This window comes from Gibbsiella greigii, from assembly GCF_039540155.1.
In the GTDB taxonomy this organism is placed as follows: domain Bacteria; phylum Pseudomonadota; class Gammaproteobacteria; order Enterobacterales; family Enterobacteriaceae; genus Gibbsiella; species Gibbsiella quercinecans.
The window spans coordinates 81,108-104,906 of the sequence record NZ_BAABEM010000010.1 but is presented as its reverse complement, the minus strand read 5'-3'; the positions used below and the strand labels follow the sequence as shown (position 1 = coordinate 104,906).

Annotated in this window: 21 protein-coding genes; 8 read left to right on the top strand and 13 right to left on the bottom strand. The window is 54.5% G+C overall.

The annotated features are described in order from the left end of the window. Positions 1-44: 44 nt before the first annotated feature. The 3 genes from AC559G_RS10865 to AC559G_RS10855 all read left to right on the top strand — a co-directional run bounded on the left by AC559G_RS10865 (position 45) and on the right by AC559G_RS10855 (position 3,281). On the top strand, positions 45-1,073 hold the full coding sequence (locus AC559G_RS10865; protein ID WP_498912563.1) for a phosphotransferase enzyme family protein: 1,029 nt from the start codon (positions 45-47) through the stop codon (positions 1,071-1,073). Continuing rightward, on the top strand, positions 1,070-2,413 hold the full coding sequence (locus AC559G_RS10860; protein WP_498912562.1) for an aspartate aminotransferase family protein: 1,344 nt from the start codon (positions 1,070-1,072) through the stop codon (positions 2,411-2,413). The genes AC559G_RS10865 and AC559G_RS10860 overlap by 4 nt, the downstream gene beginning before the upstream one ends. Positions 2,414-2,516: 103 nt before the next feature. Next, complete coding sequence (locus AC559G_RS10855) at positions 2,517-3,281, top strand: DeoR/GlpR family DNA-binding transcription regulator (protein ID WP_498912561.1); 765 nt, start codon at positions 2,517-2,519, stop codon at positions 3,279-3,281. Between the two features lie 61 nt (positions 3,282-3,342). Here the strand turns inward: AC559G_RS10855 and AC559G_RS10850 are convergent, their stop codons facing one another. The 8 genes from AC559G_RS10850 to AC559G_RS10815 form a co-directional block, all read right to left on the bottom strand. Next, positions 3,343-4,995: a glucan biosynthesis protein D gene (locus AC559G_RS10850; RefSeq protein ID WP_498912560.1), complete on the bottom strand. Its 1,653-nt coding sequence runs from the start codon at positions 4,993-4,995 to the stop codon at positions 3,343-3,345. 250 nt (positions 4,996-5,245) lie between these two features. Further along, positions 5,246-5,695 (bottom strand): lysozyme inhibitor LprI family protein, encoded by a 450-nt coding sequence (locus AC559G_RS10845; protein ID WP_498912559.1) that lies wholly within the window; start codon positions 5,693-5,695, stop codon positions 5,246-5,248. Then, on the bottom strand, positions 5,692-6,615 hold the full coding sequence (locus tag AC559G_RS10840) for a DUF8812 domain-containing protein (RefSeq protein ID WP_498912558.1): 924 nt from the start codon (positions 6,613-6,615) through the stop codon (positions 5,692-5,694). Before AC559G_RS10840 ends, AC559G_RS10845 begins: the two co-directional genes overlap by 4 nt. Beyond that, positions 6,537-8,062 (bottom strand): IS3 family transposase gene (locus AC559G_RS10835; RefSeq protein WP_498912557.1). Its coding sequence is split into 2 segments (ribosomal slippage): positions 6,537-7,627 and positions 7,627-8,062, totalling 1,527 coding nucleotides; the frame shifts between segments, so codons are not numbered across the junction. The genes AC559G_RS10840 and AC559G_RS10835 overlap by 79 nt, the downstream gene beginning before the upstream one ends. Before the next feature lie 609 nt (positions 8,063-8,671). Next, on the bottom strand, positions 8,672-9,007 hold the full coding sequence (locus AC559G_RS10830; protein ID WP_498912588.1) for a type II toxin-antitoxin system death-on-curing family toxin: 336 nt from the start codon (positions 9,005-9,007) through the stop codon (positions 8,672-8,674). A gap of 73 nt (positions 9,008-9,080) precedes the next feature. Then, on the bottom strand, positions 9,081-10,286 hold the full coding sequence (locus AC559G_RS10825; RefSeq protein ID WP_498912556.1) for an aminotransferase class I/II-fold pyridoxal phosphate-dependent enzyme: 1,206 nt from the start codon (positions 10,284-10,286) through the stop codon (positions 9,081-9,083). A gap of 4 nt (positions 10,287-10,290) precedes the next feature. Beyond that, complete coding sequence (locus AC559G_RS10820) at positions 10,291-11,601, bottom strand: LLM class flavin-dependent oxidoreductase (RefSeq protein ID WP_498912555.1); 1,311 nt, start codon at positions 11,599-11,601, stop codon at positions 10,291-10,293. 12 nt (positions 11,602-11,613) lie between these two features. Then, the gene (locus AC559G_RS10815; protein WP_498912554.1) at positions 11,614-12,690 is read right to left on the bottom strand and encodes an iron-containing alcohol dehydrogenase family protein; all 1,077 of its coding nucleotides are present in this window, start codon (positions 12,688-12,690) and stop codon (positions 11,614-11,616) included. 357 nt (positions 12,691-13,047) lie between these two features. Here AC559G_RS10815 and purB point away from each other — a divergent pair, with 357 nt between their 5' ends. From purB to AC559G_RS10795, 4 genes are read left to right on the top strand one after another with little or no spacing between them, the layout of a single operon-like run. Further along, complete coding sequence (gene purB / locus AC559G_RS10810) at positions 13,048-14,430, top strand: adenylosuccinate lyase (protein ID WP_498912553.1); 1,383 nt, start codon at positions 13,048-13,050, stop codon at positions 14,428-14,430. After that, positions 14,427-14,963 carry a GNAT family N-acetyltransferase gene (locus tag AC559G_RS10805; protein WP_498912552.1) on the top strand — a complete coding sequence of 179 codons (537 nt, stop codon included), beginning with the start codon at positions 14,427-14,429 and terminating at the stop codon, positions 14,961-14,963. The genes purB and AC559G_RS10805 overlap by 4 nt, the downstream gene beginning before the upstream one ends. Before the next feature lies 1 nt (position 14,964). Beyond that, positions 14,965-16,143 carry a zinc-binding metallopeptidase family protein gene (locus AC559G_RS10800; protein ID WP_498912551.1) on the top strand — a complete coding sequence of 393 codons (1,179 nt, stop codon included), beginning with the start codon at positions 14,965-14,967 and terminating at the stop codon, positions 16,141-16,143. Positions 16,144-16,146: 3 nt separating this feature from the next. After that, the gene (locus AC559G_RS10795) at positions 16,147-17,472 is read left to right on the top strand and encodes an MmgE/PrpD family protein (RefSeq protein ID WP_498912550.1); all 1,326 of its coding nucleotides are present in this window, start codon (positions 16,147-16,149) and stop codon (positions 17,470-17,472) included. On the opposite strand, the gene AC559G_RS10790 is transcribed toward AC559G_RS10795, so the two are convergent. The 3 genes from AC559G_RS10790 to AC559G_RS10780 are packed head-to-tail and all read right to left on the bottom strand — an operon-like array spanning position 17,459 to position 20,035. After that, positions 17,459-18,220, bottom strand: a complete 762-nt coding sequence (locus AC559G_RS10790) for an amino acid ABC transporter ATP-binding protein (RefSeq protein ID WP_498912549.1) — start codon at positions 18,218-18,220, stop codon at positions 17,459-17,461. The two genes, AC559G_RS10795 and AC559G_RS10790, sit on opposite strands and share 14 nt — an antisense overlap. After that, entirely contained in the window at positions 18,213-19,142 is a 930-nt protein-coding gene (locus tag AC559G_RS10785; protein ID WP_261154474.1) for an amino acid ABC transporter permease, read from the bottom strand. The genes AC559G_RS10790 and AC559G_RS10785 overlap by 8 nt, the downstream gene beginning before the upstream one ends. Then, positions 19,139-20,035, bottom strand: a complete 897-nt coding sequence (locus AC559G_RS10780) for an ABC transporter substrate-binding protein (protein ID WP_261154475.1) — start codon at positions 20,033-20,035, stop codon at positions 19,139-19,141. The genes AC559G_RS10785 and AC559G_RS10780 overlap by 4 nt, the downstream gene beginning before the upstream one ends. 966 nt (positions 20,036-21,001) lie before the next feature. Between AC559G_RS10780 and AC559G_RS10775 the strand changes: the two genes are divergently transcribed. Next, a complete protein-coding gene (locus AC559G_RS10775; protein WP_498912587.1) occupies positions 21,002-21,445 on the top strand; it encodes a cell envelope integrity TolA C-terminal domain-containing protein in 444 nt (147 codons plus the stop codon). Between the two features lie 462 nt (positions 21,446-21,907). Here AC559G_RS10775 and AC559G_RS10770 read toward each other — a convergent pair whose 3' ends face one another. Together AC559G_RS10770 and AC559G_RS10765 are read right to left on the bottom strand one after the other, a co-directional pair. Further along, positions 21,908-22,378: a lysozyme inhibitor LprI family protein gene (locus AC559G_RS10770; protein WP_498912548.1), complete on the bottom strand. Its 471-nt coding sequence runs from the start codon at positions 22,376-22,378 to the stop codon at positions 21,908-21,910. After that, positions 22,375-23,295, bottom strand: a complete 921-nt coding sequence (locus AC559G_RS10765) for a DUF8812 domain-containing protein (protein ID WP_498912547.1) — start codon at positions 23,293-23,295, stop codon at positions 22,375-22,377. Before AC559G_RS10765 ends, AC559G_RS10770 begins: the two co-directional genes overlap by 4 nt. Between the last annotated feature and the right edge of the window lie 504 nt (positions 23,296-23,799).

Here is a 23,799-nt window from a genome sequence, read left to right as displayed (position 1 = left end):
CAACATAAAAATGTTGTACTTATGTCATTTTTTGGATACTTGCGATGCTTTATCACGATATGTACATAGAGAAAATCGGTGGGTTATTACGCGCTGCACTGCCCCGTTGGGGCGTGAGTGAAAGATCGGAACTGTCGTTGCTCACTTTTTCGGAGAACGCCACTTTTCTGGTCACCGACGTGGCAACCAAACGCCGTTTGGTTTTGCGCGTACATCGCCCGAATTATTGCCGTCACGCGGAAATTATTTCGGAGCTGGATTGGCTGCTCTCCCTGAAAACCAGCGGCGTTATCAACGTTGCGGCACCGATTCCACAGCTTAACGGAGAGCGGGTAGCGCGGCTGGAAGATGAGGCGTCCGTGACTTTTGTTGTTGCGTTTGAATTTATTGCCGGTGCTGAACCGGATAGCGCATGCGATTTGTCTTCCTGGTATCGCAGGCTTGGGCAAATCGCCGCTCGCCTGCATCTGCACAGCCTCGGTTGGCAAAGGCCGCCGGCATTCACCCGCAAGATCTGGACGTTTGACACCATCATCGGCAAACAGGCGCTCTGGGGAGACTGGCGTAGCCTGAGCCAGTTTGCACCGGAAGACATCTCGCTTTTGGAACAAACTGAGAAATTGCTCAAAGCGCAGCTCGACGAATATGGTTGTTCCCCAGAGCGCTTCGGGCTGGTTCATTGTGATATGCGCCTAGCTAACCTGCTGGTGGATGGTGAGAAAATGACCGTTATCGACTTTGACGATTGCGGTATTTGTTGGTTTGGCTGGGATTTTGCGACCGCGGTGAGTTTTATTGAAGACGACCCGTTACTGGGCAATTACCAGGCCGCGTGGCTGGAGGGGTATCGCAGCTTCCGCCCGCTTAGCCGGCAGGATGAGGCTATGTTACCCGTGTTAGTGATGTTGCGCCGCCTTCAGCTCAGCGCCTGGATAGCCAGCCACGCGGAGACACCCACGGCGCAGCAACTGGCTGCCAATTACCCCGCAGGGACCGTGGCGCTGGCCAGGCAATATCTGCGTGAACATGCAATGAACGCAGCCCGGGCTGTGGCGCAGGAGAATCCGCAATGAAAGAAAAAAAACAAATTCTTGGCCTGAACCGCTTTGAGAAAAGCGATGGTGTAGCGCTGGATGCCGGGTTGGCCAATCAGATCGTTCGCCGTCAAAACACGCAGGGCGCTTCTTCGGTGTTGTTCTATCAGCAGCCGATTGAAATGGTCAGTGCGCGCGGTGTCTGGATGTATGACGCCGCAGGCGACAGCTATTTGGATATGTATAACAACGTGCCGAGCGTTGGCCATTGCCATCCGAAGGTGGTTGAAGCCATGTCCAGGCAGGCTGGCCTGCTCAATACCAACACCCGCTATTTGTTCCCGGTGCTGGAGCGTTATTCAGAAACCTTGCTGGCCACTTTCCCCGCGCCGCTCACCAATGTGGTGTTCACCTGTACTGGCAGCGAAAGCAATGATATTGCCCTGCGCATTGCCAGAATGGCAACCGGCAAACAGGGGATTATCGTCACTGAGAGCGCCTATCACGGCAATACAACGGCGGTGATGGAGGTTTCGCCATCAGGGCAGAAGCGGCAACAGTTGCCGCCTTATGTCCGCACCGTTCCTGCGCCTGATGCAAACACCCTGCAGCCAGGCCAGCAGGTGGCGGAGGTCTTTGCCGGAGCGGTGCAAGCGGCGATGGATTCGCTGGCCGCAGAAGGCTTTGGCTGTGCGGCCTTACTGGTGGACACCATTTTTTCAAGCGATGGCGTGTACGCCGATCCGGCCGGTTTTCTCGGTCTGGCCGTGGCACGCGTGCGGGCGGGCGGTGGCTTGTTCATTGCCGATGAGGTTCAGCCTGGTTTTGGCCGCACGGGGACGCATTACTGGTGCTTCCAGCGCCACGAATTGGTGCCGGATATCGTCACACTGGGCAAGCCAATGGGGAATGGTTTCCCGATGGCTGCCGTTATTACACGGCCAGATCTGCTCGACAGGTTTAGCCAGGAAACTGAATACTTCAACACCTTTGGCGGTAACCCAGTGGCGGCGGCGGTTGGCCTGGCTGTGTTGCAGGTTATCCAGGAAGAAGAGTTGCTTGCCAACGTCGAGCACTGTGGTCACTATCTCCGCGCCGGGCTGCGCAGCCTTGCCGACCAATACCCGGCAATCAGCGATGTGCGTGGCGCGGGGTTGTTCAATGCGGTTGAATTCCGGCAGTTGGGCAGCAAGGAACCGGATACGGCGCTGACGCAGCGGGTGATCAATGAACTGAAAGGTGAAGGCATCTTGATTGGTGCGGCAGGTGCGTATGGCAACAGTTTGAAGATCCGGCCTCCGCTGTGTTTTAGCACCAGTAATGCAGACTTCTTTATCGATAAATTCGCAACCGTTATGAGCCGGTGCCGGCGGCGTTAACCTGTGTGGCCGGGTGCAACAATCAGCGCTTGGCGTTTTGTTGCACCGCCCAGCCAGATATACTGGGGCACCGGTGATGTTCTTTCAGGAGAGGTGGCAGTTAATGTCAAAAAGAAAAACAGTACGTCAGCAGAACATACTGAGTGAAATCAGTGAGTCTCCCAGCTTACGTATTGTCGATCTGGCGCGGGCTCATCAGGTTTCTACAGAAACGATTCGGCGCGATCTGGATGAACTCACTCAAAAAGGTTTATTGAACCGCACCTATGGCGGCGCCGTGCGGGCAATGAACACCGAACCTACCGTGACAGAACGCCACCGTCTGTTTACTCAAGAGCGTGAACACATTGCCCGGGAAGCGGTGCGGCATCTGAGCGATGGCAAAATGTTTATGATTGGTTCGGGGGCGACGACGGTGCACGTGGCCAGGCGTATGGCGACCGATCTGCGGGATATCACGGTGATCACCCACTCGTTCGGTGTCGCCACCGTGCTGTCGATGAACCCTACGATCAGGGTTATCGTGGCGCCGGGAGATTACATCGCTTCCGAAGGGGCCATGGCGGGCGCGCAAACACTGAACTTCCTGCACCAGTACTCGGCAGATTATGCCATCATCGGGGCCAGCGGTGTGACGGATGGCGGGCCAAGTGAAGCGTTAATTGATTGCGGTATGATTTATAACACCATGATTCAACGATCAAACAAGAGCATGATTGTGGTGGACCACTCAAAATTCGATATGGTATTTCCTTCCAATTACGCCTCCTGGCAGGCCATTGATCGTATCGTCACGGACAGCCTGCCCGCGGATCACATACTCAATACCTTAAAAAAAGAAAACGTGGATATTTCCGTGTGTGAGTGAAGCGCGGCTGGTGGTTGGAAGAAGGGAATGCGGCACAAAGGGCGCTCTGTGCCGCATTTTTCTATCGCATTTGGCGATCGTCTATGTATTTGCGCTTATCCGAGGCCGGCGGGAAATACTGATACAGCCAGGTTTCGCTGATGGCCTCTCCCTGGCAGCGCAGGAACATGCGCATCTCCACCGGATCGGTGGCGTCTGAGGTTGGGTACCAGTCGAACAGGATGCGGTAACCGTCGAACGGCTCTACGTACAGGATCTCGATCTGTTTCGCTTCGCCGCTGGAAAGGGTAATTACCGGTTCAATTCCCTTCGGCGCCGCGGCTTTCAAATCGCCGCCGATAAAATCAATGGCGAAACGGCGCGACCATTGCTGCGGGAAATGTTCGCCCGGCGCCCAGCCTTCCGGGAAGCTGCCCATGCCGGTACGGGTGGCGTAGACTCGCGCCAGCGGCGTGTGCACCGGCGGCAGGCCGCTCCAGTACAGGCGATATTGGAAATTGAGGGTGTCGCCTGCCTTGACGGGGTTTTCCGGCTGCCAGAAACAGACGATGTTATCCAGTGTCTCGCCGGTGGTGGGGATCTCCATCAGCGAAACTGAGCCTTTGCCCCAGTTGTTGCGCGGCTCCACCCACAGGCTCGGGCGTTTATTGTACCAGCCCATCACGTCCTGATAGCTGTTGAAATCGTGATCCAACTGCAACAGGCCGAACCCTTTCGGATTGTCATCAGCAAACGCATTGAACTGGAGGCGCTGCGGGTTATTCAGCGGCCGGCAGATCCATTCGCCGTTGCCGCGCCACATGGCCAGGCGATCGGAATCATGGATTTGCGGATGAATGGTATCGCACATCCGCCGTTCGTTGGTGCCGCAACTAAACATGCTGGTCATCGGCGCCACGCCCAACTGCTGAATATCCTTGCGGGTGTACAGATGGTTTTCGATGTCCATCACCACCCGTTTGGCTTCGCAATGGATGGTGAATTTGTACGCGCCGGCGATGCTGGGGCTGTCTAGCAACGCATAGACCACAAACGTGGTGTCGCTGGCTTTCGGCGTTTCAAACCAGAAGGCGGTGAAATCCGGGAATTCCTCTTGGGTGTTGGTGTACGTATCAACCGCCAGCCCGCGCGCAGACAAACCGTACTGCCCAGTCTCGTCTACCGCGCGGAAGTAGCTGGCACCAAGGAAGGAGAGCACGTCGCGGCGAAACAGCTCAGGCGATTTAAACACTTTAAAACCCGCGAACCCCAGATCGGACTGCCCCTCCAACTGGTGGGTATCAATGCCGGCGTCGTGGTAGTTGAACAACTCTGGGCGGAAGTGGATTTCCTGCGCCTGGCGGGTTTTCGGATCGAGGGAGTACATCCGCACCCGGCGCTGGAACCCCATGCCGACGTGGAAGAATTGCACGTCCAGTTGGCGGCTATCGATGCCGTTCCACAGAGAGTGGCCGGCGTCGTACTGGATGCTGTTATAAGCCTGGGGCGTCAGGCTAGCCAGCGCCGTCGGCACCGGCTTCGCTGCGCCGCTCCATGGTTTTTGCGCCAGCTCGCGGGCCATGTTCTGAAGTGTGGAAAAATCAAAGGCCGTGGCGCGGCCATCGGCAATGCCGTCTTGGCCCCAGGCCGAGCGGGTAAACAGGGTTGCGAGTGTGGGAGTTCCGCAGGTAGCGGCAAGGGCGAAGGAAGCTTGGATAAAACGTCTGCGGTTCATGCCAGAAAAGTATCCTTTCATGTCGATGAATTTTTCCTCGCTTGCGCTAAGGCTGCGGGGAACAGAGTACAACCAAAAGTACACACTCTATTCAATAATGACGGTGAATTCTATTCTCACGGCGGTCAGGCGAGATTATTAAGACTAGGGAGCAATCCGCTTCGAAAGGGCAAGGCCCGGCGGTTTTCAGGATGGGAGGCTGGCGTTAAGCCGCCAGCGGGAATTGGGCACCGCACTGGCGATGAGAGTATTAGTTTGCTGGCGGCAACCCCATTTGTGCTATTTCGTTGGCATGATTTCTGTTCAGGTTTATCTGGCACTGATCAATGTAGGACTGATAATCGTAGGAATCTTCGTCCAGTTCAGTAGCCACAGACAGGCAGAGTTCATCCCGGTAGGCTTTCCATTTTTTTTGCGCATCCAGAAAACGGCGGCTGTATACGTTGCCGGCTGTTTCCGGGCTGTCTTCTTTGCCATTGAAGGGGCCAACATTGTTGGCCTTGATGCGCTTAACGGTTTCGGCTATGAGCGCATCCAGCTTTTTGCTGCTGGCGTCTTTTTGGGCCGACAAGCAGTTATAGGCAGCAGGGATGCTTTCATTTTGTTTAAAACAGGCGTCGCGCTCCGGCCCAGTGGAAAGCTCTGCATGTGCCGCTATAGGTGCCATCAGGGCGCTAAGGATGATGAGGACTTTTTTCACTGAAGATACCTTATTCTGTTTCTGTGGCTTTCAAATGACATGTAGGTGGGGGTGTTTCTGATATGAGCAATCAGGGCATTCTTTCCCTCAATAGAGGCTTGAAACAGCGCTCTGGCATTGTGCACGCCTTGATAAAAAATATCGATTATTACGTCCCTGATTTTTTGGTCTAGCTGTTCCCAGGCAGGCGCGTTTGGGATGGTGTGGGATATTCGCCCGTAGAGGTTTCGTGCTTCATTGAGTTTTACCTGATAGGCAAGTTCAAACAAACGGATTTGTTGCTCGTGAGTGATTTCACCTACAAGAGGGCCATAGACTTTCACGAATTGTTCTGCTTGGCGCCCTTTTAGGTGCGCTGCTTTCGAACATATTGCAGCTTTATATTCCTCAATGCCCGCTTGCTTGAGAGTGGTAAAAATCTCGCCACTGCTACGGTTCCCCATATCGTAACCGCGACCAAGTGTTACCCCTGAAGAGTTCGTAGGCGGCCACTGCAATATCCGAGAAAAATTGGGATAGCGCTTCTGGCGGAATGGCGCCACAGCGGTGATATAGTCCACGCCCTCTGCATCGAACGTGATTTGGCCTTGCTGAACCCGCAATGGCCCGCCGCTGTGTTTTGGCCGCCAGTGTGGAGCGCTGGCTTCGTTAAGCGCCTGCATAAACCAAGTATCAGTAGGCTGAATCAGGCCATTCGGTGACATGTTTAACAGGCGCTGATACCAGCGTATTGCCTCGGTGGTGGCTGTGTCGCAGCGACCATTTATGACTAACGTTTGTCCGGTGGCCAACTGATAACCAGCACGGTAGCTGTCAACGAAGTTGACACCCTTATTCGTTTTTATGCTGCCGTTTTCAGCCCAGTTTCTGGCTTCTCCGGATTCAACATCACCACCTCGACTCGCTGCCATTGACGGCATGAGGTTGACCATCGTTCCGGTCGGGCTTTTTGAGCCGTCTCATATAAGGCTTTTCGTTTTGCCAGCAGGCTTATATCTTCCCCTTGATGCCGTTGGTCCGGGGTCACATAACCGATGGCGCTATGCCGGTGCTCTTCGTTATACCACTGCCTGAACGCCTCGACCCAACGCCGCGCTTCATCCAGATCCAGGAAGCCTGATGACGGCCATGCCGGAACATATTTTAGCGTCCTGAACAGCGACTCCACATAGGGATTATCGTTGCTGACTCGTGGGCGACTGTGCGAGCCGGTGATATTCAGTTCTTCCAGTTTCGCTTTCAACGTCTGGGATTTCATTGGCGCACCATTGTCGGCATGCGGCACTAACGGATATCGGTAGCACCCTTCACGTAATACCGTGCGGTGCAGGAGCACGGCGGCCTGCTCGCCGTTTTCCTCTTCATGAACCTCATAACCGACGATTTTTCGGCTAAAAATATCTTCTATCAGATACAGATAAAAATAGCGGCCACGAACCCGTGAGGCTAACCAGGTGACGTCCCACGTCCACACCTGACGTGGCCCGAGAGCCTGATAGCTGGTCGGTTTCTTCACTTTCAGCGGTGCCCGGCTGCGGCCTTGATGATGTACCTGCCCGTGTCGCCGGAGCACCCGATAAAACGTCGACTCACTGGCCTGGTAGATGCCCTTGTCCGCCAGCCGTGGCACGATCTGTGCCGGTGGCAAGCTGGCATATTCCGGCTCGTTACATACCGCGATTATCTGGCGCTCTTCCTCAGCCATCAGTTTATTGGCTGGTACCGGACGCGCTGCCGTGGGGCGACGGTCTTCAGCCAGGCCGCGCCAGCGCCGCCAGGTGCTCAGGCTGACCCCCACTTCCCGGCAAGCGGAGAGCAGACGTGCGCCGGCGCGCATGGCTTCACCTGTCCATTGGATAAGCTGCGTGCGTTCATGCGCAGGGGTCAGCCGTCCTCGTCCTCCACACCGTAATAGTGATTCAGCTTTTTTCGCAAGACCAGCAACGCTGCCGCCTCGGCCAGGGCCTTTTCTTTGCGCGCCAATTCGCGCTCCAGCCCTTTGATTTTCTTTTGGGCCTGCTTTTGCGACTGGCGGGTATCAGCTTGTGGCGTCTGGAGAAAAGCCTGTTTCCACTGGGCGATTTGTTCAGGATAAAGGCCTTTGCGACGGCAGTATTCACTCAGTTCGGCTTCACTGAGTGTGGCGGTTTCGACGATGACCGCAAAGCGCGCTTCTGTCGACCAAAGGTCGGTGGTTTTGTTAGCTCCGGGCACCGGTTTTCCCTCCTGCCTGGCCTGGGTTCGCCAATGATAAAGGGTAGCTTCCGATATCCCTTCCTGTTGTGCAAGTGCGGTAACGGTCATGTTGTAGGGCGGCAGTAATTTGGCCAAAACGGCGGCTTTACGTTCCGGTGAATAGCGTTTCATAACAGGCTCCGTTGCCCCCATAGAGATTTTCAGTATGGGGTGTCAACCATCCTGCCAGAGGAGGTAATAACAAAAACGCCCTGAAAACAGGGCGTTGTGGCAGTCGGTGGTAGATCTGAATGTGGAGTAAGTGCTTAAATATTTTGATTTTATTGTATTTTTATTAATATTTCTTTCTATTAAGTACACACATAAGTACACGAGAAACGAATGTGTTCAATGAGTTGGGGCGAAATTGTCCATCAGCTCTTGTTAGTGTTGTTTTAAAAAATCGATTCAATAAGACAAACTAACAACTGCAGGCTGTTGGCATACTTTACACTTCGCAACTTTAAGCGAAGGTTCGATAAGGCCGCCTCCTTCCCATTCGGTATGAAAATGCTGGAAAGATCGCCCACTTTGCCAATGGGAGCCGCTCCATTAAATACCGGGACTAAACAGTTCAATGGTACAAAAAACAGTTACGGGACACAGCCTAGTATTGGCAGAGTTTCTACTATCACACAATTCGGACATTGTAGTGTATATGTCGTTTTATCTATGATTCCCAAAATGTCTTCCTCAGCCCGTAGTTTGATGATCACAGAGGTAGAACAGTGTTCAACGAATTCAGTTAGTTTGCTCCACCAAATTTCGTAGGTGTTGCGCTAATTGGCCAACGGTTTTCTCTCCCGTCGCAGCCTCTACCGTTAAGTTTTCCAGCGTGTTGTCAGTATCACGGATCCTGATATCGTTGCTGTAGAGAAAAGTCATGGTAACAAAAAATGCCGTGCGCTTATTTCCATCATTAAAAATGTGCCCACGGGCGATAGCAACCCAGTAAGTGGCGGCAAGTTCAAAAACATCTGAAACGCTTTCATCGTGTGTGCGGTTTTGCACTCGGTAAAAAAGAGTGCTCAATAATTGCCCCATGAGAAGGCGGTTATCGGGCTGGGGATGACCGATCTTCCCGGCGATCTAGGTGACTAACAGCGCTGTGTAAATATTCGGCAGTATAACAAACCGCTATCGTCGGATTTTACAGTCTTAGTTGCGCACATGCCGCCGCAATCCGTCGTCCTGCCTCAATCACGGTGGCGGTATCCGTGGCAATCGACAGGCGGAAGTAGGGCGATAGCCCGTAGGCGCTGCCTGCCACCCCCGAGACCCCGTTTTCCCGCAGGTAATCCAAGACATCGGTTTCATGCTCAATTTTCGCCCCGTCAGGACGGTAGCGCCCGATAAGCCCGGCGCAACGGGTGAAGACGAAAAACCCGCCCTGCGGCGGCGCCAGCTCAAGGCCATCGATACCGGCAAGAATACTGACCAACTCATCACGACGGTGTTGATAGGTTGCCACCTGCGGCGCAAGGAAATTCAGCTCGCCACGCCAGGCGGCCAGCGCCGCGGCCTGGCTGACCGAACTGGCGCCGGAGCTGATCTGCGACTGGACAACGGTCATCGCGGTAATAAGCGCTCGTGGCCCGGCACCGAAGCCAATGCGCCAGCCGGTCATGGCATAGGTTTTCGAGACGCCACCCACCAGCAAAGTTCGGTCCTGCAAATCGGCGGCGACGTTAAGTAAATTACGCCGCTCGCGGCCGTCGAAAAGAATATGCTCGTAGAGATCGTCGAGCATCACCAGCACCTGCGGGTGTTGTCGCAGCACATCCGCCAGCGCGGTTAACTCTGCCGCGGAGTAGACCGCGCCGTCCGGATTGCCGGGATGGTTGAGCACCAGCCAGCGCGTGCGTGGCGTAATGCTTGCCGCTAACTGCGCCGGCTGCAGTTTGTAGCCTTGCTCCAGATGACACTCCACCAGCACCGGTGTGCCGCCGTTAAAGCGCACGCTGTCCGGAAAGGTCGGCCAGTATGGGGCCGGCACAATCACTTCATCGCCGTCGTTCAGCGTGGCCGCAAAGGCATTAAAGATAACCTGCTTGGCGCCGTTGGCGATGATGAGGTTCTCTACCCCGAAGCGCAGTTGGTTTTCCTGCTGCAGCTTATTGCGCACCGCTTCCAGCAGCGCCCGGGTCCCTTGGGTTGCCGTGTATTTGGTTTCCCCGCGGGCGATGGCTTCATATGCCGCCTGCTTAATATGTTCTGGCGTATCGAAATCCGGTTCGCCGGTGGTGAGATCGAGAATATCGACCCCCGCTTTTTTTAGATCGTTGGTGCGTTGTTTCGCCGCCGCATTGGCCGAAAGCGAAACGCGCTGCACGCGCTGTGAGAGAGAAATGGTCATCCTGTTATCCTTGCGGGCCGATCGCCGGCAGGCCCAGATTTTCGCGTAGCGTGGTGAACTCATACTCATCGCGGAACAGGCCGCGGTGCCTCAGTTCGGGGAGCACAAGCTCAACAAATAGGGAAAGCTGCTCCGGCATAAAGGCAGGCATAATATTGAAACCGTCCGCGCCGCTTTGTTCCAGCCAGTGCTGGAAATCATCGGCGATATCCTCCGCGGTTCCCACCAGCACGCGGTGGCCCCGTGAACCGGCCGCAATCGCCGCCAGCTCGCGCAGGGTCAGATTTTCGCGATACGCCAGATCGGTCAGCAGTTTCACCCGGCTTTGATTCCCTTCCCCCGCCGGCACTTCCGGCACTGGGCCGTCGAGCGGGAACTGGCTGAGATCCATATTGAAGCGGGTGGAAAGCTGACAAATGCCGTTATCGATATCCACCAGGCTATTCAGCTCGCGCCACGTCGCGCGCGCTTCTTCTCGCGTGCGGCCGACAATAGGCATCACCCCCGGCAGGATAAGCACATGATCCGGATTGCGCCCCGCCTCCTGCACCTGCTGTTTCTGCGAACGGTAAAACGCTTGCGCTTCTTCTAGGGTGGCGGCGGCGGTAAAGACCACTTCGGCCGTTCGCGCCGCCAGTTTCTGCCCGTCGGCGGAGGAGCCGGCTTCGATAATCACCGGTCGCCCCTGTGGGGAACGCGTAATATTCAGCGGCCCCTGCACCTGGAAATATTTGCCTCGGTGGTTCACCGGCTGAATCTTCTCGTCCACAAAATAGCGCCCGCTCTCCCTATCCGGCTGCACCGCCCCTTCCTGCCATCCCTCCCACAATTTGAAGGCTACCTCGAGGAATTCATGCGCTACCGCGTAGCGCTCGGCGTGCATTGGCATATTTTCCCGACTGAAATTACGCGCCACGTCGGTGGAAAAGGAGGTCACCACGTTCCACGCGGCGCGGCCGTGGCTGATATGGTCGAGGGATGAAAAGCTACGCGCCAGATTAAACGGATCGCTGAACGTGGTGGAGGCCGTCGCGGCAAGACCGATATGGCGCGTCTGCACCGCCAGCGCCGCCAGCAGCGTCAGCGGTTCAAGGCGCGCCATGGTAGACGGTAGACGGTACACGCTGGTCGCCAGCGCATCGCCGATAAAGAACATATCGAACTTGCCTTCTTCGGCCTTTTTCGCGATCCACGTCAGCCATTCAATGTCGGTCGGCGATCCCAGCGTATCGGTTAAGCGCCAGCCGCTGACGTGGTGGCCGAGCGGCTGTACGAACAAGCCAAGGCGCAACTGCCGGGAAGTGGGGTGGCTCATCGTCTCTCCTTCTCAAAAAGTGTTTTTTTCGATCGTCAGCAGCGCATGTTCGAGATCTACAGCCGCGGTGGAGAATGGCAGATTCAGCGCCGCTTTCGCCGGAAACTTCACTTCGCGGGCAATGACGGCAAGGGCTTCCGCGCGGCTGCCCCCTATATCGGGCAGCGCCAGCGGCGCCCCGTAGCGACGGAGCAACGCCAGCAGTTCCGCTTCCGGCTGACCGTCGCGGCTTTCCAGCAGGGACTGGACCAGCAGGCCGAAACCGACTTTCTCACCGTGCAGCCAGCCGTGCAGTTCCGGCTGATGGGTCAAGCGGTTGTGGATCGCGTGCGCCACGCCCGGCGCCGGGTTCTCATCGCGCATACTGTTCGCCATCCCGGCGATCGCAATATTGGCATCGATCGTTTTGATCAGCGCCGGGGTGACCTCCTGGCGCTCATTGTCCCTTACCGCCTGCTCGCCGTACTTTTCGAAGATATCCACCGCCAGCCGCGCCGCTTGTACTTTCAGATTGAGCGCCAGGCTGTCGTCGCTTTTCTGCTGGTACGGACGGAATTCATACCATTTAGCCAGCGCATCGACGATCCCCGCTCTGAGATAACGCGCGTCGCTATGCGCAATCACTTCGCTATCGACCAGTACCATCAGTGGCATCAGCGACAGCGATTGGCTGCGGACGTGCCCGCCGTGCTCGTTATAGATAATACTGATCGGCGACCAGGCCGCGCAGGTCGCGGCTACCGTCGGTAGCGTCACTAGCGCGACATCCGCCAGCTGGCTGGCGATGGCTTTGCTGCAATCGAGTACCCGTCCGCCGCCAATCCCCAGTACAAGCGTCGCGTTTTGTCTGCGAACGCTGGCCAGGTTCGTCATAATCGCCGTATCGGTGCATTCCGTGGTCAGAAAATTCGTCTGCCAGACGATCCCTGCGTCACGCAGGCTGTTCTCCAGCTGCGGATTAACCGCTTTCCATGCCTGTGGACTGGTGATTATCGCGATGTCGGTCGCATGCTTGTGGAGAAGTTCCCCCACGCGGGCGCACAGCCCGGGCTGGTGATGATAGTTTTGCGGTGATTTAATAGCGAACACGTTAATAGCCTGTTTTCCGGTAAAAAAAGGGTATATCGCACTTTTTCCAGCACTTCTCCCGGAATAAATGAGAAATGGGTACCTGGATATATTTAAAGGGTTATTCCTCCATCGTACGAGAATGAAAAAAAGAAACAAAGCGCTGATTCGCAATCCTTATTCACTAATTCGCAATAGGATAGAAGAAATTTAGCTATCCCAATTAAAAATCTTGCATTATGCGCAGGATCAAAGAAATGATATGCCTGAATAGGGCTAATTTAATTTAACAATACCTAGCCACCTGGCAATGAAAATATTCAGGCGGTAATGCTTATTGTTAAAAAGTTAATTATCCCTTTAAATAACGAGATTATTATGGCGGCACATCCAATAGATTTTCTTTTACTGGGTAATAATTTTGGTACCGCGGAAATGCGGGAAATCTGGTCAGAGAAAAACCGTCTGGCCCAGCAAATACACGTTGAGGTGGCGCTGGCATTAGCCGAAGGTGAGCTTGGCGTAATCCCTGAGCAGGCAGCCCTCTCTATTGGTGAACTGGCTGACGCCGACAAGCTCAACATTGAAGAGATCGCTGCCTCCGGCACGCAGATGAAACATTCGCTGATGCCGGTCTTGACCGCGCTACAGCAGCAGTGCGGCGCCGCCGGCGAATACATCCATTATGGCGTCACGACACAGGATATCGTCGATACTGCCACCGTTTTACAGCTTAAACAAACTCTGGACGTTGTGGCGCGCGATAGCATCGCGGTGGCTAACGCGCTGAAAAAACTGGCCCACGAACACCAATACACGCTGATGGCCGGGCGCACGCATGGTATGCAGGCGCTGCCCACGACATTTGGCTTTAAGGCCGCGGTGTGGCTGGATGAGTTTATCCGCCATCTCGATCGCCTTGCGGCCATCAGGCCCCGGCTACAAACCGGCAATCTTAGCGGCGCCATAGGCACATACGCTGCGCTTGGCGAGATCGGCCCCGAAGTTGAGCGCCGAGCGTTGACGCGCCTGAACCTCAATTCGCCGACCATCAGCTGGCAGTCCGCCCGTGACCGCTTTTCGGAATATGCTTCGCTGGCGGCGCTTATCAGCGGCACCTTGGGCAAAATCGGTAACGAACTGTATAACCTGATGCGTACCGAAATTAACGAGATTGAGGAGCCGTTCAGCGCCGGTAAAATCGGTTCGACGACCATGCCGCACAAGCGTAATCCAGCGGCGATTGAGGGGTTGGCCAGCCTGACCGCTCCGCTGCTGCACAGCGTGGCCCTGATCCATCAGTCCATGCACGTTGAGCACGAGCGGGATGCGATGAGCTGGCGTGCCGAGTGGGTTGCGTTGCCGGAAATCTCTGTTTATCTCTCGGCGCAGTTGCAAAATGCCCATGCCATTTTATCTGGACTGACGGTGAACAAAGCCCGGATGGCGGCCAATCTGCAGATACAGGACGGCCTGCTGTTATCCGAAAAAGTGATGTTTGAGGTCGGTAAAAAACTCGGCAAGCAGAGCGCCCATCGCCTGGTTTACGACTGCGCCATGCAGGCCTTTGAACAGCAGTTATCTTTTAAAACCGTCCTGCTCGCCCATCCTGTTCTGGCCGCCAGTATCAGCGAAGAGGACCTGCAAAGCTGGCTGGACCCGGCAAACTATATCGGCTGTGCGCCGCAGAAGGTCGATGACGTTATCCGATTTGCCGAACGGTCCGGGCATTTATTTCCACCGGAGACGCACGCGTTATGACCCACCATTTCCGCCGGCTGACGCTGGACGACAGGCATGATTATCTGGCGCTGATGCTTGCCGCCTATGCGCCGATTAAGACGCTGGGCATTCATTTTGATGCCGCCACCGCCGATCTGGCGCAGGTGACTCAACACGTTACAGACCACGCGGTATTTGCCTTGTTTTACGACGAGCGGATGGTCTCCTCGGTTACCCTGCGTTTCCCGTGGGGAGTCCTGCCTGGGCCGTTTAACCTGCCGCATATCGGTTGGTTCGGCACGCACCCGGAGTTCAAAGGACAGAATCTTGGCGGGAAACTGCTGAGCTGGCTGGAACAGACCATCCTGCTGGGGGAACTGAAAGCGCCCGCCTATTCGCTCGGCACCGCGATCAACCATCCGTGGCTGCGCGATTTCTACCACAAGCTGGGGTTCGTCCCGATGTATCAAACCGATCTCGGCAAAGGCCATATCACGCTGTATATGAAAAAAGTTCTCGATGAATCAAAGCATGCCCGCTGGCTTGAACGACAGCCGCCAACAGGAGTTTGACATGCCCGATATCGCTATCCCTTTGGAACACCCGTCTCTGGCGACATTCCTGCAGGATTTTCGCCACCATCTGCATCGCCACCCGGAACTTTCTAATCAGGAATTTCAGACCACGGCGGACATCAAAGCCACGCTGGAAAAACAGCAGATCCGCATCCTCAATTTGCCGCTGAAAACCGGGCTGGTCGCTGAGATTGGTGGCTACCAACCCGGTGCGGTGGTGGTGCTGCGCGCTGACATCGACGCCCTGCCGATTGAAGAAAAATCCGGGGTGGATTACACCTCGCAGACGCCGGGGGTGATGCACGCCTGCGGTCATGATTTCCATACCTCCGCGGCGTTAGGGGCGGCTATTTTACTCAAAGCGCAGGAAGAGACGCTTGCCGGCACCGTGCGCATCCTGTTCCAGGCCGCGGAAGAGACCGGCCATGGCGCGCCGGCGCTGATAGCCACCGGCGCGCTGGACGACGCCGCCGTGATTTTCGGCATCCATAACGATCCGTCGCTCCCCGTTGGTACGCTCGGCAGCAAGGACGGCGCCCTGACCGCCGGCGTGGATCGTTTCGCCATCACCCTATCCGGCACCGGCAGCCACGCCGCCCGGCCGCATGAAGGCAACGATCCGATTATCATCGCCGGGCAGGTTATCAGCGCATTGCAGACGCTGATTGCCCGCAATGTGCCCTCTGACCATAACGCCGTGGTCTCCATCACCCAGGTGCACAGCGGAAGCACCTGGAACGTGATCCCCGATAGGGCCTGGCTGGAAGGAACGGTGCGCACCTTCAATCAGGCGACACGCGAACTGATCGAACGCCGCTTCCGTCAGGTGCTGCGGGGCATCGCGGAAGCCTTCGATGCGCAAATCGATCTTGACTGGCAGCCCGGCCCGCCTTCGGTGGTCAATACCGCCCGATGGGTGGATTTCGCCCTCGTCCAGGGCACGGCTTCCGGCTTTGAAGCGCGCCGCGTCGAGGCCAGCCCGATTGGCGAGGACTTTGCCTTTTACCAACAGAAACTCCCCGGTGCGTTCATTATGATCGGCTCCGGCGGCCCCTTCGCCCTGCATCATCCTGAGTTCCGTGTTGACGATCGCGCGCTGTTCCCGACCGCGAACTATCTTGCGCAGCTTGGCGCGCAGGCGCTGGAGACACTCCGCCAGCAGGAAACAGGAAAATAGCCTATGACCTTAACGCAGGCGCTGGCCGCCCTGATTGTTGATACATTGCCTTCTGCCAACGCGCGGGAGAAGGCCCGCGTGGGATTGCTGGATTTTCTCGCCGTCACGCTGCCGGTGACGCGTGGGGATATCGACGATTCCGGGCTGAAAAGTTTGCGCCAGGTTTTCCGGGCGGACGATGCCCAAAGCCGTGCGCTGCGGCTCGGTTATGCCGGTCATGCGCTGGATTTTGATGATTTTCATCCCGATTTTCGCGGCCATCCCTCTACCGTCATCCTGCCTGCGCTGCTGGCGCTGGCGGCTGAACGACAGGATATCGACGGCGATCGGTTTCTCAATGCTTATGCCATCGGGGTGGAAGCCGCCGGGCGCCTCGGGCTGGCAGCCGGGCCGCAGCATTACACTCTCGGCTTTCATAGCACCGCGACGCTCGGCACGATCGCAGCGGCGGCGGCCTGCGCGCGGCTGGTCGGGGCTGATAAACAGGACACCGCCGTCATTCTGGGGATCGCCGCCACTCAGGCCGCAGGGCTACGGGCGCAGTTTGGCAGCGCGGTCAAACCGCTCCACGTCGGCCTGGCGGCGCAGGCTGCGGTGAGCGCCACGCTGCTGGCGCTGGCGGGGTTTCACGGCCAGGCTGATAAGGTGCTGGACGCTTTTCTCGCCGCGTACTGCGCCGGCGCGCAGCAAACGGAAAAGCTAACTGCCGGCTGGGGTGCGCCGTGGCGCATTGTTCACCCTGGGCTGGAATTCAAACCCTGGCCTACCTGCGGCGGAACGCACGGCGCCGCCGATGCCGCGCGCGCTATTCGCCGGGCATGGCTGCAACGGGGAGAAAGCGTCGCGGCGCTGAAGCAACAGGTGGAAAGGATCGAAGTCGCTTTCCCGCCCGGCGGCGATATTGCGGCCTCGGTGCGCCAGCCGGCCAACGGCATCGAAGCCCGCTTCAGCCTGGAATATGTGATTGCCGCCAGCCTGCTACGGGAGACACTCCTGCTGGCGGACTTTTCGCAAGGGGGGCTGGATCCAGAGATTGCGGCGCTGGCGCAGACCGTTATCCGCTGCCCTGATGTGACCGCACCGCCGGACGAACTGAATCCGGCGGCCCGTTTTCACCAGGTCACGATCTTTCTGCGCGGTGGCGAAAGGTTGCAAAAGCGTTTTACCCGCCAGCAAAGCCTGGCCATTCCTTTTGACTTAGCGGGCAAAGTTCGTACCTGTTTATCTCACGCCACAGACGCGCAGCGGGAAGACATTGTTGCGCTGAGCCGGCTGGAAAGCCGTGATAGTTTGCTACGGCTGGGTGAATTACTTTTTACAGAACGGTAGACAGGAACTCCCGGACGCGGACGTTTTCGGCATCATCCAGCACCGTTTTGCTCGGCCCTGAGGCGACGATTTTTCCACCCTCCATAAAGACGATATTGTCCGCGACTTCTCGGGCAAAACCGATTTCGTGGGTGACGATAACCATCGTTATCCCCGAATGGGCCAGCTTTTTAATCACCTGCAGCACTTCGCCCACCAGCTCCGGATCCAGCGCGGAGGTGGGTTCATCAAATAGCATCACCGCTGGATCCATCGCCAGCGCGCGGGCGATCGCTACGCGTTGCTGCTGCCCGCCGGAAAGCTGCTGCGGCCAGTCGTCCTCGCGGTTGGCCAGCCCGACCTGCTGCAGTAGTGCGCGGGCCCTGCTCAGAACTTGCTGACGGTCTTGTCTTTTCACCCGCAGCGGCGCATCGGTAATGTTTTGCAGCACAGTACGGTGCGGAAACAGATTAAATTGCTGGAACACCATGCCAGTGCGGCTACGTTGTTCGGCGATTTTCCGGCTGCTCAGCTCATATAGCGCATTGCCTTTTTGCTGATAGCCCACCAGTTCGCCGCCGATGCGGATCGTGCCGCCGTCCAGCTTTTCCAGGTGGTTGATGCAGCGCAGCAACGTGGATTTGCCCGAACCGGAAGGCCCGAGGATCACGGTCACCGAACCGGCCGGAATATCGAGATTGATTTCATCAAGAACTGTATTTCCCGCAAAACGTTTTGTGACTTTACGAAATTCAATCGCCTCACCCATGGCTGGTTTCTCCTGAATTAAGCCTGACGGCGACGGTAGGCGGCCGGGATTTGCGTTTTGCCTTGCGATTGCGGTTGACGCTGCGGCTGAAATAACGTTCGACGTAATACTGAATCACCGAAAGCAGCGAGGTCAGCAGCAGATACCACAATGTGGCGACCAGCAGCAGCGGGATCACTTCATAGGTCCGCTGATAGATAATCTGCGCGGAAAACAGTACGTCCTGCAGCGATATTACCGACACCACCGCCGTAGTTTTCAACTGACCAATTACCTCATTGCCGGCCGGAGGCAGGATGGCGCGCATCGCCTGCGGTAACACGGTGTGGCGGAAGATCTGCGCCGGGCGGTAGCCGAGCGCCCGCGCGGCTTCCACCTGGCCGACGCCGACGCTCTGAATACCGGCGCGAATGATTTCCGCCGCATACGCCGACTGGTGCATCACCAGCGCAATCACCGCCGCGCTGAACGGGCTGATGAGCGAATTGGCAGATGCGCTCCAGATTTCTCCTACCCATGGCAGCGAGAGTGAAATGGTTGGGTAGAGCGCAGCGATGTTGTACCAGAGGAACAGCTGAACCAGCATCGGTACGCCGCGGAAAAACCAGGTGTACCCCCAACTGACGGCTACCAGCACCGGATTGGCGGAGAGGCGCATCAGCGCCAGCACGGTGCCGCCAGCAAAACCGAAGATCACCGAAATGGCCGTGAGCTGTAAAGTCATCAGCACGCCCTGAAGTATCGACGGCCCGGTAAAGTTTTCGGCGATCGTCGACCATTCAAAACGCGGGTTGTGAAGCATGGAGTTCGCGATAGCCAGCAGCGCCAGCACCACGATCAGGGCGCTGAACCAGCGCCCGATATATCTTTTACTGACGATCCGCAGCGCCTCCGGCTGCCGATCGCGGGTATCGCTGCTCATCCGAAAATCTCTTCGTTACGTTTTGACTCTTTGACAGCGCCGAACCCGATTGACCATTTGTCGAGAATCTTCTGATACGTACCGTCTTTAATCAGCGAGTTGATTGAGGCCTGGATCGCCTCTTCCAGCGGCGACTGTTTCTGCAGCGCGATGGAGACCGGTGCGTCATTAACGTGAATCGTTCCGCTCAGCGCCAGCGCTTTCACCTGGCTTACCTGATAGGTCAGGCCTTCATATGGGCCAAAGAACATCGGCACCCGGCCGCTGACCACCGCCTGGACACCGGATGGGCGATCGGGGAAGACGGCGATTTTAATCGGCTGTTTGCCGGCATCCGTGCAGGCTTTGCTGGCCGCTTCGAGCCGGGCGATTTGCGTGGTGCCTGCGCCGGCGCCGATTTCCGCGCCGCAGACCGCGTTAAAAGAGGTGAACGGTGCGACATTGGCGTCTTTACGCGAGATCACGCCAAGACGCGAGGCGTCGTAATAGCTGACGAAATCAACCTGTTCAAGGCGCTTTTTGGTGGCGTTGATGTTGGCCAGCGCCACGTCGTAGCGCCCAGATTTGAGGCCGGGGATAATGTTGTCGAAACCGCCGGTATCCTGCCAGCGAACCGCCACCCCGAGACGCGCGGCGACGGCATTCATCAGATCGATCTCGCGGCCGGCCAGCGTTTTATTGTCTTCCTGAAAAAAGGTGGTCGGCGGCGTATTGGGGTTCGTCCCTGCCACGATATACCCGCGTTTTATAATGTCCGCCGGCAGCTTGCTTTTCAGCGCTTCATCCGCGGTCACTTGAAACGTCGTATAAGAGGGTACATTTTGCTCGGCAGCCCAGACGGTAGATAAATTCCCAGCAATCAGCGCCGGGAGCAGTAATTTGAATAACTTCATGGCGAGACCTATTCGTGGTTGCAAAATCCTGGAGAAAAACCGCGCTAACGTCGCGGCTAAAGAGACAAGGCCGTACCGTTTTTATTTGATGCTTAAAGTTACGCCTGGCCTGCCTTAGAACTAATTCTGCAAGGACTGACCTTTTACTGACAAATGACAAAATAAGCTAAGGATTTCACAAATATGGCTAATGAGCCCATTGGGCCTCATTAGCCATATTTTTCCGAAAAATGTTAGCAGCTTTGGAATTGTGGGCGCTCCCCAACTTGGACGGAGGAAAATTGATGAAACTTTTTTGTGAACCTGTTTAGGATTTTGGCGCAGTAAATTGTCAGTGTTACACCACTGCTGCAAGCAGCACTTCACGTTGCCACGACCTTCAAGGCAAGGCTCAGAGTACAATCAATGTGGTCGATTTCCAACCTCAGCGAAAATCGGCTTAACGAGGTCTGCCAGTTTTACAATGCGCTTCCCGCTTTTCCTCAAAGTAATCATACTGATCGTCAAAACTTTCAACGCCTTTCAGCTTAATCGTTTTAACGATCAGATTGTCTTCCTAAGGTATCCCGCCTGCGCCCGTCAATCGTGGCTTGCGCGAAAAAGCAGTAGACGTTGATGGAAAAAATTCCATGAAAACATGGTGTTGTGGCGGCTGGTGGGATTATGTCTGTGATTGCGGTGGTTTACTATCCGATGTACTACCCGTTTGGAGTAGGATATTTATAGGCCTGTAGAGTCGTTATCTGGCTTCATGGGTTAAGGAATTTAATTGGCGTCTGGCTTCAATTCGCTCTGATGGTCGACTCAGTGCCAGGAGCGGACGTAAAAACTGCCTGTGCTAATTATTAGGTAATAAATCGCATTTTATTATCCCCTTTACATATTCAGAAGGCTTATTCAAAAGATCCAATTGATGTAGATAATTAGTGGTTGAAAAGATGGCAGGAATGACGGAAGAATATGCCAATATTGCTGAGGTTTAAATGGATTGAGGGGCAAGAAATGGGATCGTCTGAAACAGTAAAGAAAATCGTTATGTTGACCATTGTGGTCAGTCTGGCCGCGGGATGCGCGCCGTTACATCCTTCCGGCTGCCATAAGACCACAGCAACGGGTAATTGTAGTTCAGGACGTTGGGATGATCAGGATAAATGGGGTTCACAAGCGCGGGCAATTAGGGAGGCAATAAATGCCAAACTTGATGAACCGAAAAACTGGAAAGGGAAGAAATGCAGGTTGCATATGGAATTTTCTCAGGATGGAACGGCTTTAAAAATATCAACCAGCAACGGCAACAAAGCCTATTGCGAAGCGATAAAATCAGCAGCCCATAAAGCCAAATTCCCCGCCTTCAACAATCCGGAGGTCTATAGAGATTTTCAAAAATCCGGCTTCGACATGCGCGGTTAACCACCCTATGACTATCTAAACGCCGGCTTCTCGCTCAGAGCCGACAGTGGGCTGGTCATTGCCGGAAGCGGGCATGACTAACACTACGGTTAAAACGCGGGGGAGCATATCAGATCTATGCGTCAACCCTTATGCCACACCGCTTTCCGGCGCGACCTGTCATCTGACGCACCTTTCCTGCGCCAATTCTCATCAACCACTTGCCAAAGGAGAGCTGAACCGATAACTGAGGCAGGTTTTTAGCCTGAGGGGATTGCGCTGCTGATGCAGGCGGCTACACTGAGATCAGGTGCCTGATCAACGAGCTGTTGTCCTACGCTGAAAATAGCTTTAACTAATCACTATCCCCCTGTTTACTCAAGTTATTTTATCGACACCATATGAGTTCCCCGAACGCTTACTTTACGCCTGATGCGTATTTATGTTTATGTGGTTTACATTACTGTTAATATTATTATTGTCTTATGGTTCATAATGACTATTTTCTGACAGGCTTGGATGAATCATATTAATTTCATTTATTCTTGCATTATTCATGTTGAGAAAACATGCTAACAATATTTCCCCATATTCGTGAGTATCCTGAGCACCGGTACTAACTATCTGACAATATTGATTTCGATAAGATAACCATTTTTTTTGGTTATCAGTAAAAAAACTAATCATGTCATTTTTTTGATCTTCTGTACCATTTTTCCATTTTGAAATGTTGAATGATTTAATTTCATTTATTTTTTTATTATAATTATCAGTAACAGCACTATCTGACTTATCTTTTAAATCGGAAAAGCATTCATCACTATCATCGCCGTATTTTTTTTGACAACTTTCTATTTGCGCATTGTAAGTTATATCCGTCGTCTTCTTCCCATGTGACGGAGACACCATCAGGAGGGAAAGAAATACTAAATTAAAATACTTAATGTTTATCATTGTAGTGCCCTTACTCTTATATTCAATCGTCGCTTATCACCCATTTGTGCAGGGTCATTTTTAATAAAGTTTATCATGTCGCTTTTGGTTGCACCATTAGCTATGATTTTTGCCATTTCACCAGTGGATACGACACCTTGGTATATAGAATCTATATAAACTTCAGCAATTTTGGGATCTATGTTTTCCCACTTGACGGGATCGCTTACATTTTTAATATGTCTGTTATAAACACCTCTGGCATATTGTTTTTTATCACTATAAGTAATCTCGAATAGTTTTATTTGCTGTTCGTAAGTTATTTCGCCAACCAGGCGCCCATATGCTTTTACAAAATTTTCTGCTTGCCGGCCTTTTAAGTAAGCTGCTTTAGAACAAATTACCGCTTTGTATTCTTCGATGCCCGCATGCTTTAACGTTGTATAAATCTCACCAGGGCTACGCTCTTTCATGTCATATCCCCTACCAAGCGTTACACCTGAACGGTATGTTGGTGGCATTTGAAGTACTCGGGAGAAGTTAGGCATACGTTGGGCCTGGGCAAAAGGTTCTACAGCAGTGAGATAGTCTTGCCCTTCCGCATCAAAAGTAACCTGACCTTCCCATACATGTAGTGGCCCAACAGTATGAGGCCTCCATTGTGGCGGGAGAGCCTTGCTGAACATGGTAAAAAACCAGATCTCCTGGGGATGAACTAAACCAGAAGGTGACATGTTCAGTAAGCGTTGATACCAGATAATCGCTGCCTGCGTCTCCAGATCACAACGGCCTGTCGCACGAAGATGGTTTCCGTCGATGTGGTTATATCCGGCATGAATAATCAGCTGTTGGAATGTTTTTACATCTTCGGGATTGTTATTGCCACATGCTCCAATAGAACCACTAGGGCGAAACACCCGTGGGGGATGGTACGACACATTAATACTCCTTTTTTCGTTACCGAGTAACAGGCGCTACCCTGTTTCGCGGTTTCCCCTGTTAGTTTCACCTAGATACTGACGGCAGATGCTATGTACTGACATTCTGCCGTCAGTATCGTAGCGCGGGCAAAGTTGCTTGTTGCTGATATAGCATTACGTCAGGTAATGCTAATGACTGGCAGAAAATCATACCTAAACGCTCAGAAAAACTTACAACAGTCATCGATACCTTATCAAGGTGATCTTCTTACCTAGCGGTGCATCTGCTGCGGCGAGGGTGTTTGCCTGTGTTTCAGCTAGGCATACCCACCACTACGTAGGCATCCAATACCCGGTCCAGGCTTTCACTGAGAATTCCGCCTGATGCTGTTGCACAAATGCATACTTCACTTTCAGGCGTGTAATTTTTGTTGCCTGCTGCTCATGTAGTGACTTGTAAATCTAGGGGATTGCTCACCCGGCAGTGGGTTTAGGTTGTATGTGGTGGCCGCCGATACAAAA

Excerpts from the sequence above, each read along its gene's own strand:
- AC559G_RS10865 (WP_498912563.1), top strand. The coding sequence starts at position 45 with ATGCTTTATCACGATATGTACATAGAGAAAATCGGTGGGTTATTACGC.
- AC559G_RS10860 (WP_498912562.1), top strand. The coding sequence starts at position 1,070 with ATGAAAGAAAAAAAACAAATTCTTGGCCTGAACCGCTTTGAGAAAAGC.
- AC559G_RS10855 (WP_498912561.1), top strand. The coding sequence starts at position 2,517 with ATGTCAAAAAGAAAAACAGTACGTCAGCAGAACATACTGAGTGAAATC.
- AC559G_RS10850 (WP_498912560.1), bottom strand. The coding sequence starts at position 4,995 with ATGAACCGCAGACGTTTTATCCAAGCTTCCTTCGCCCTTGCCGCTACC.
- AC559G_RS10840 (WP_498912558.1), bottom strand. The coding sequence starts at position 6,615 with ATGCCGTCAATGGCAGCGAGTCGAGGTGGTGATGTTGAATCCGGAGAA.
- AC559G_RS10825 (WP_498912556.1), bottom strand. The coding sequence starts at position 10,286 with ATGACCATTTCTCTCTCACAGCGCGTGCAGCGCGTTTCGCTTTCGGCC.
- AC559G_RS10820 (WP_498912555.1), bottom strand. The coding sequence starts at position 11,601 with ATGAGCCACCCCACTTCCCGGCAGTTGCGCCTTGGCTTGTTCGTACAG.
- purB (WP_498912553.1), top strand. The coding sequence starts at position 13,048 with ATGGCGGCACATCCAATAGATTTTCTTTTACTGGGTAATAATTTTGGT.
- AC559G_RS10805 (WP_498912552.1), top strand. The coding sequence starts at position 14,427 with ATGACCCACCATTTCCGCCGGCTGACGCTGGACGACAGGCATGATTAT.
- AC559G_RS10800 (WP_498912551.1), top strand. The coding sequence starts at position 14,965 with ATGCCCGATATCGCTATCCCTTTGGAACACCCGTCTCTGGCGACATTC.
- AC559G_RS10795 (WP_498912550.1), top strand. The coding sequence starts at position 16,147 with ATGACCTTAACGCAGGCGCTGGCCGCCCTGATTGTTGATACATTGCCT.
- AC559G_RS10790 (WP_498912549.1), bottom strand. The coding sequence starts at position 18,220 with ATGGGTGAGGCGATTGAATTTCGTAAAGTCACAAAACGTTTTGCGGGA.
- AC559G_RS10785 (WP_261154474.1), bottom strand. The coding sequence starts at position 19,142 with ATGAGCAGCGATACCCGCGATCGGCAGCCGGAGGCGCTGCGGATCGTC.
- AC559G_RS10780 (WP_261154475.1), bottom strand. The coding sequence starts at position 20,035 with ATGAAGTTATTCAAATTACTGCTCCCGGCGCTGATTGCTGGGAATTTA.
- AC559G_RS10770 (WP_498912548.1), bottom strand. The coding sequence starts at position 22,378 with ATGATAAACATTAAGTATTTTAATTTAGTATTTCTTTCCCTCCTGATG.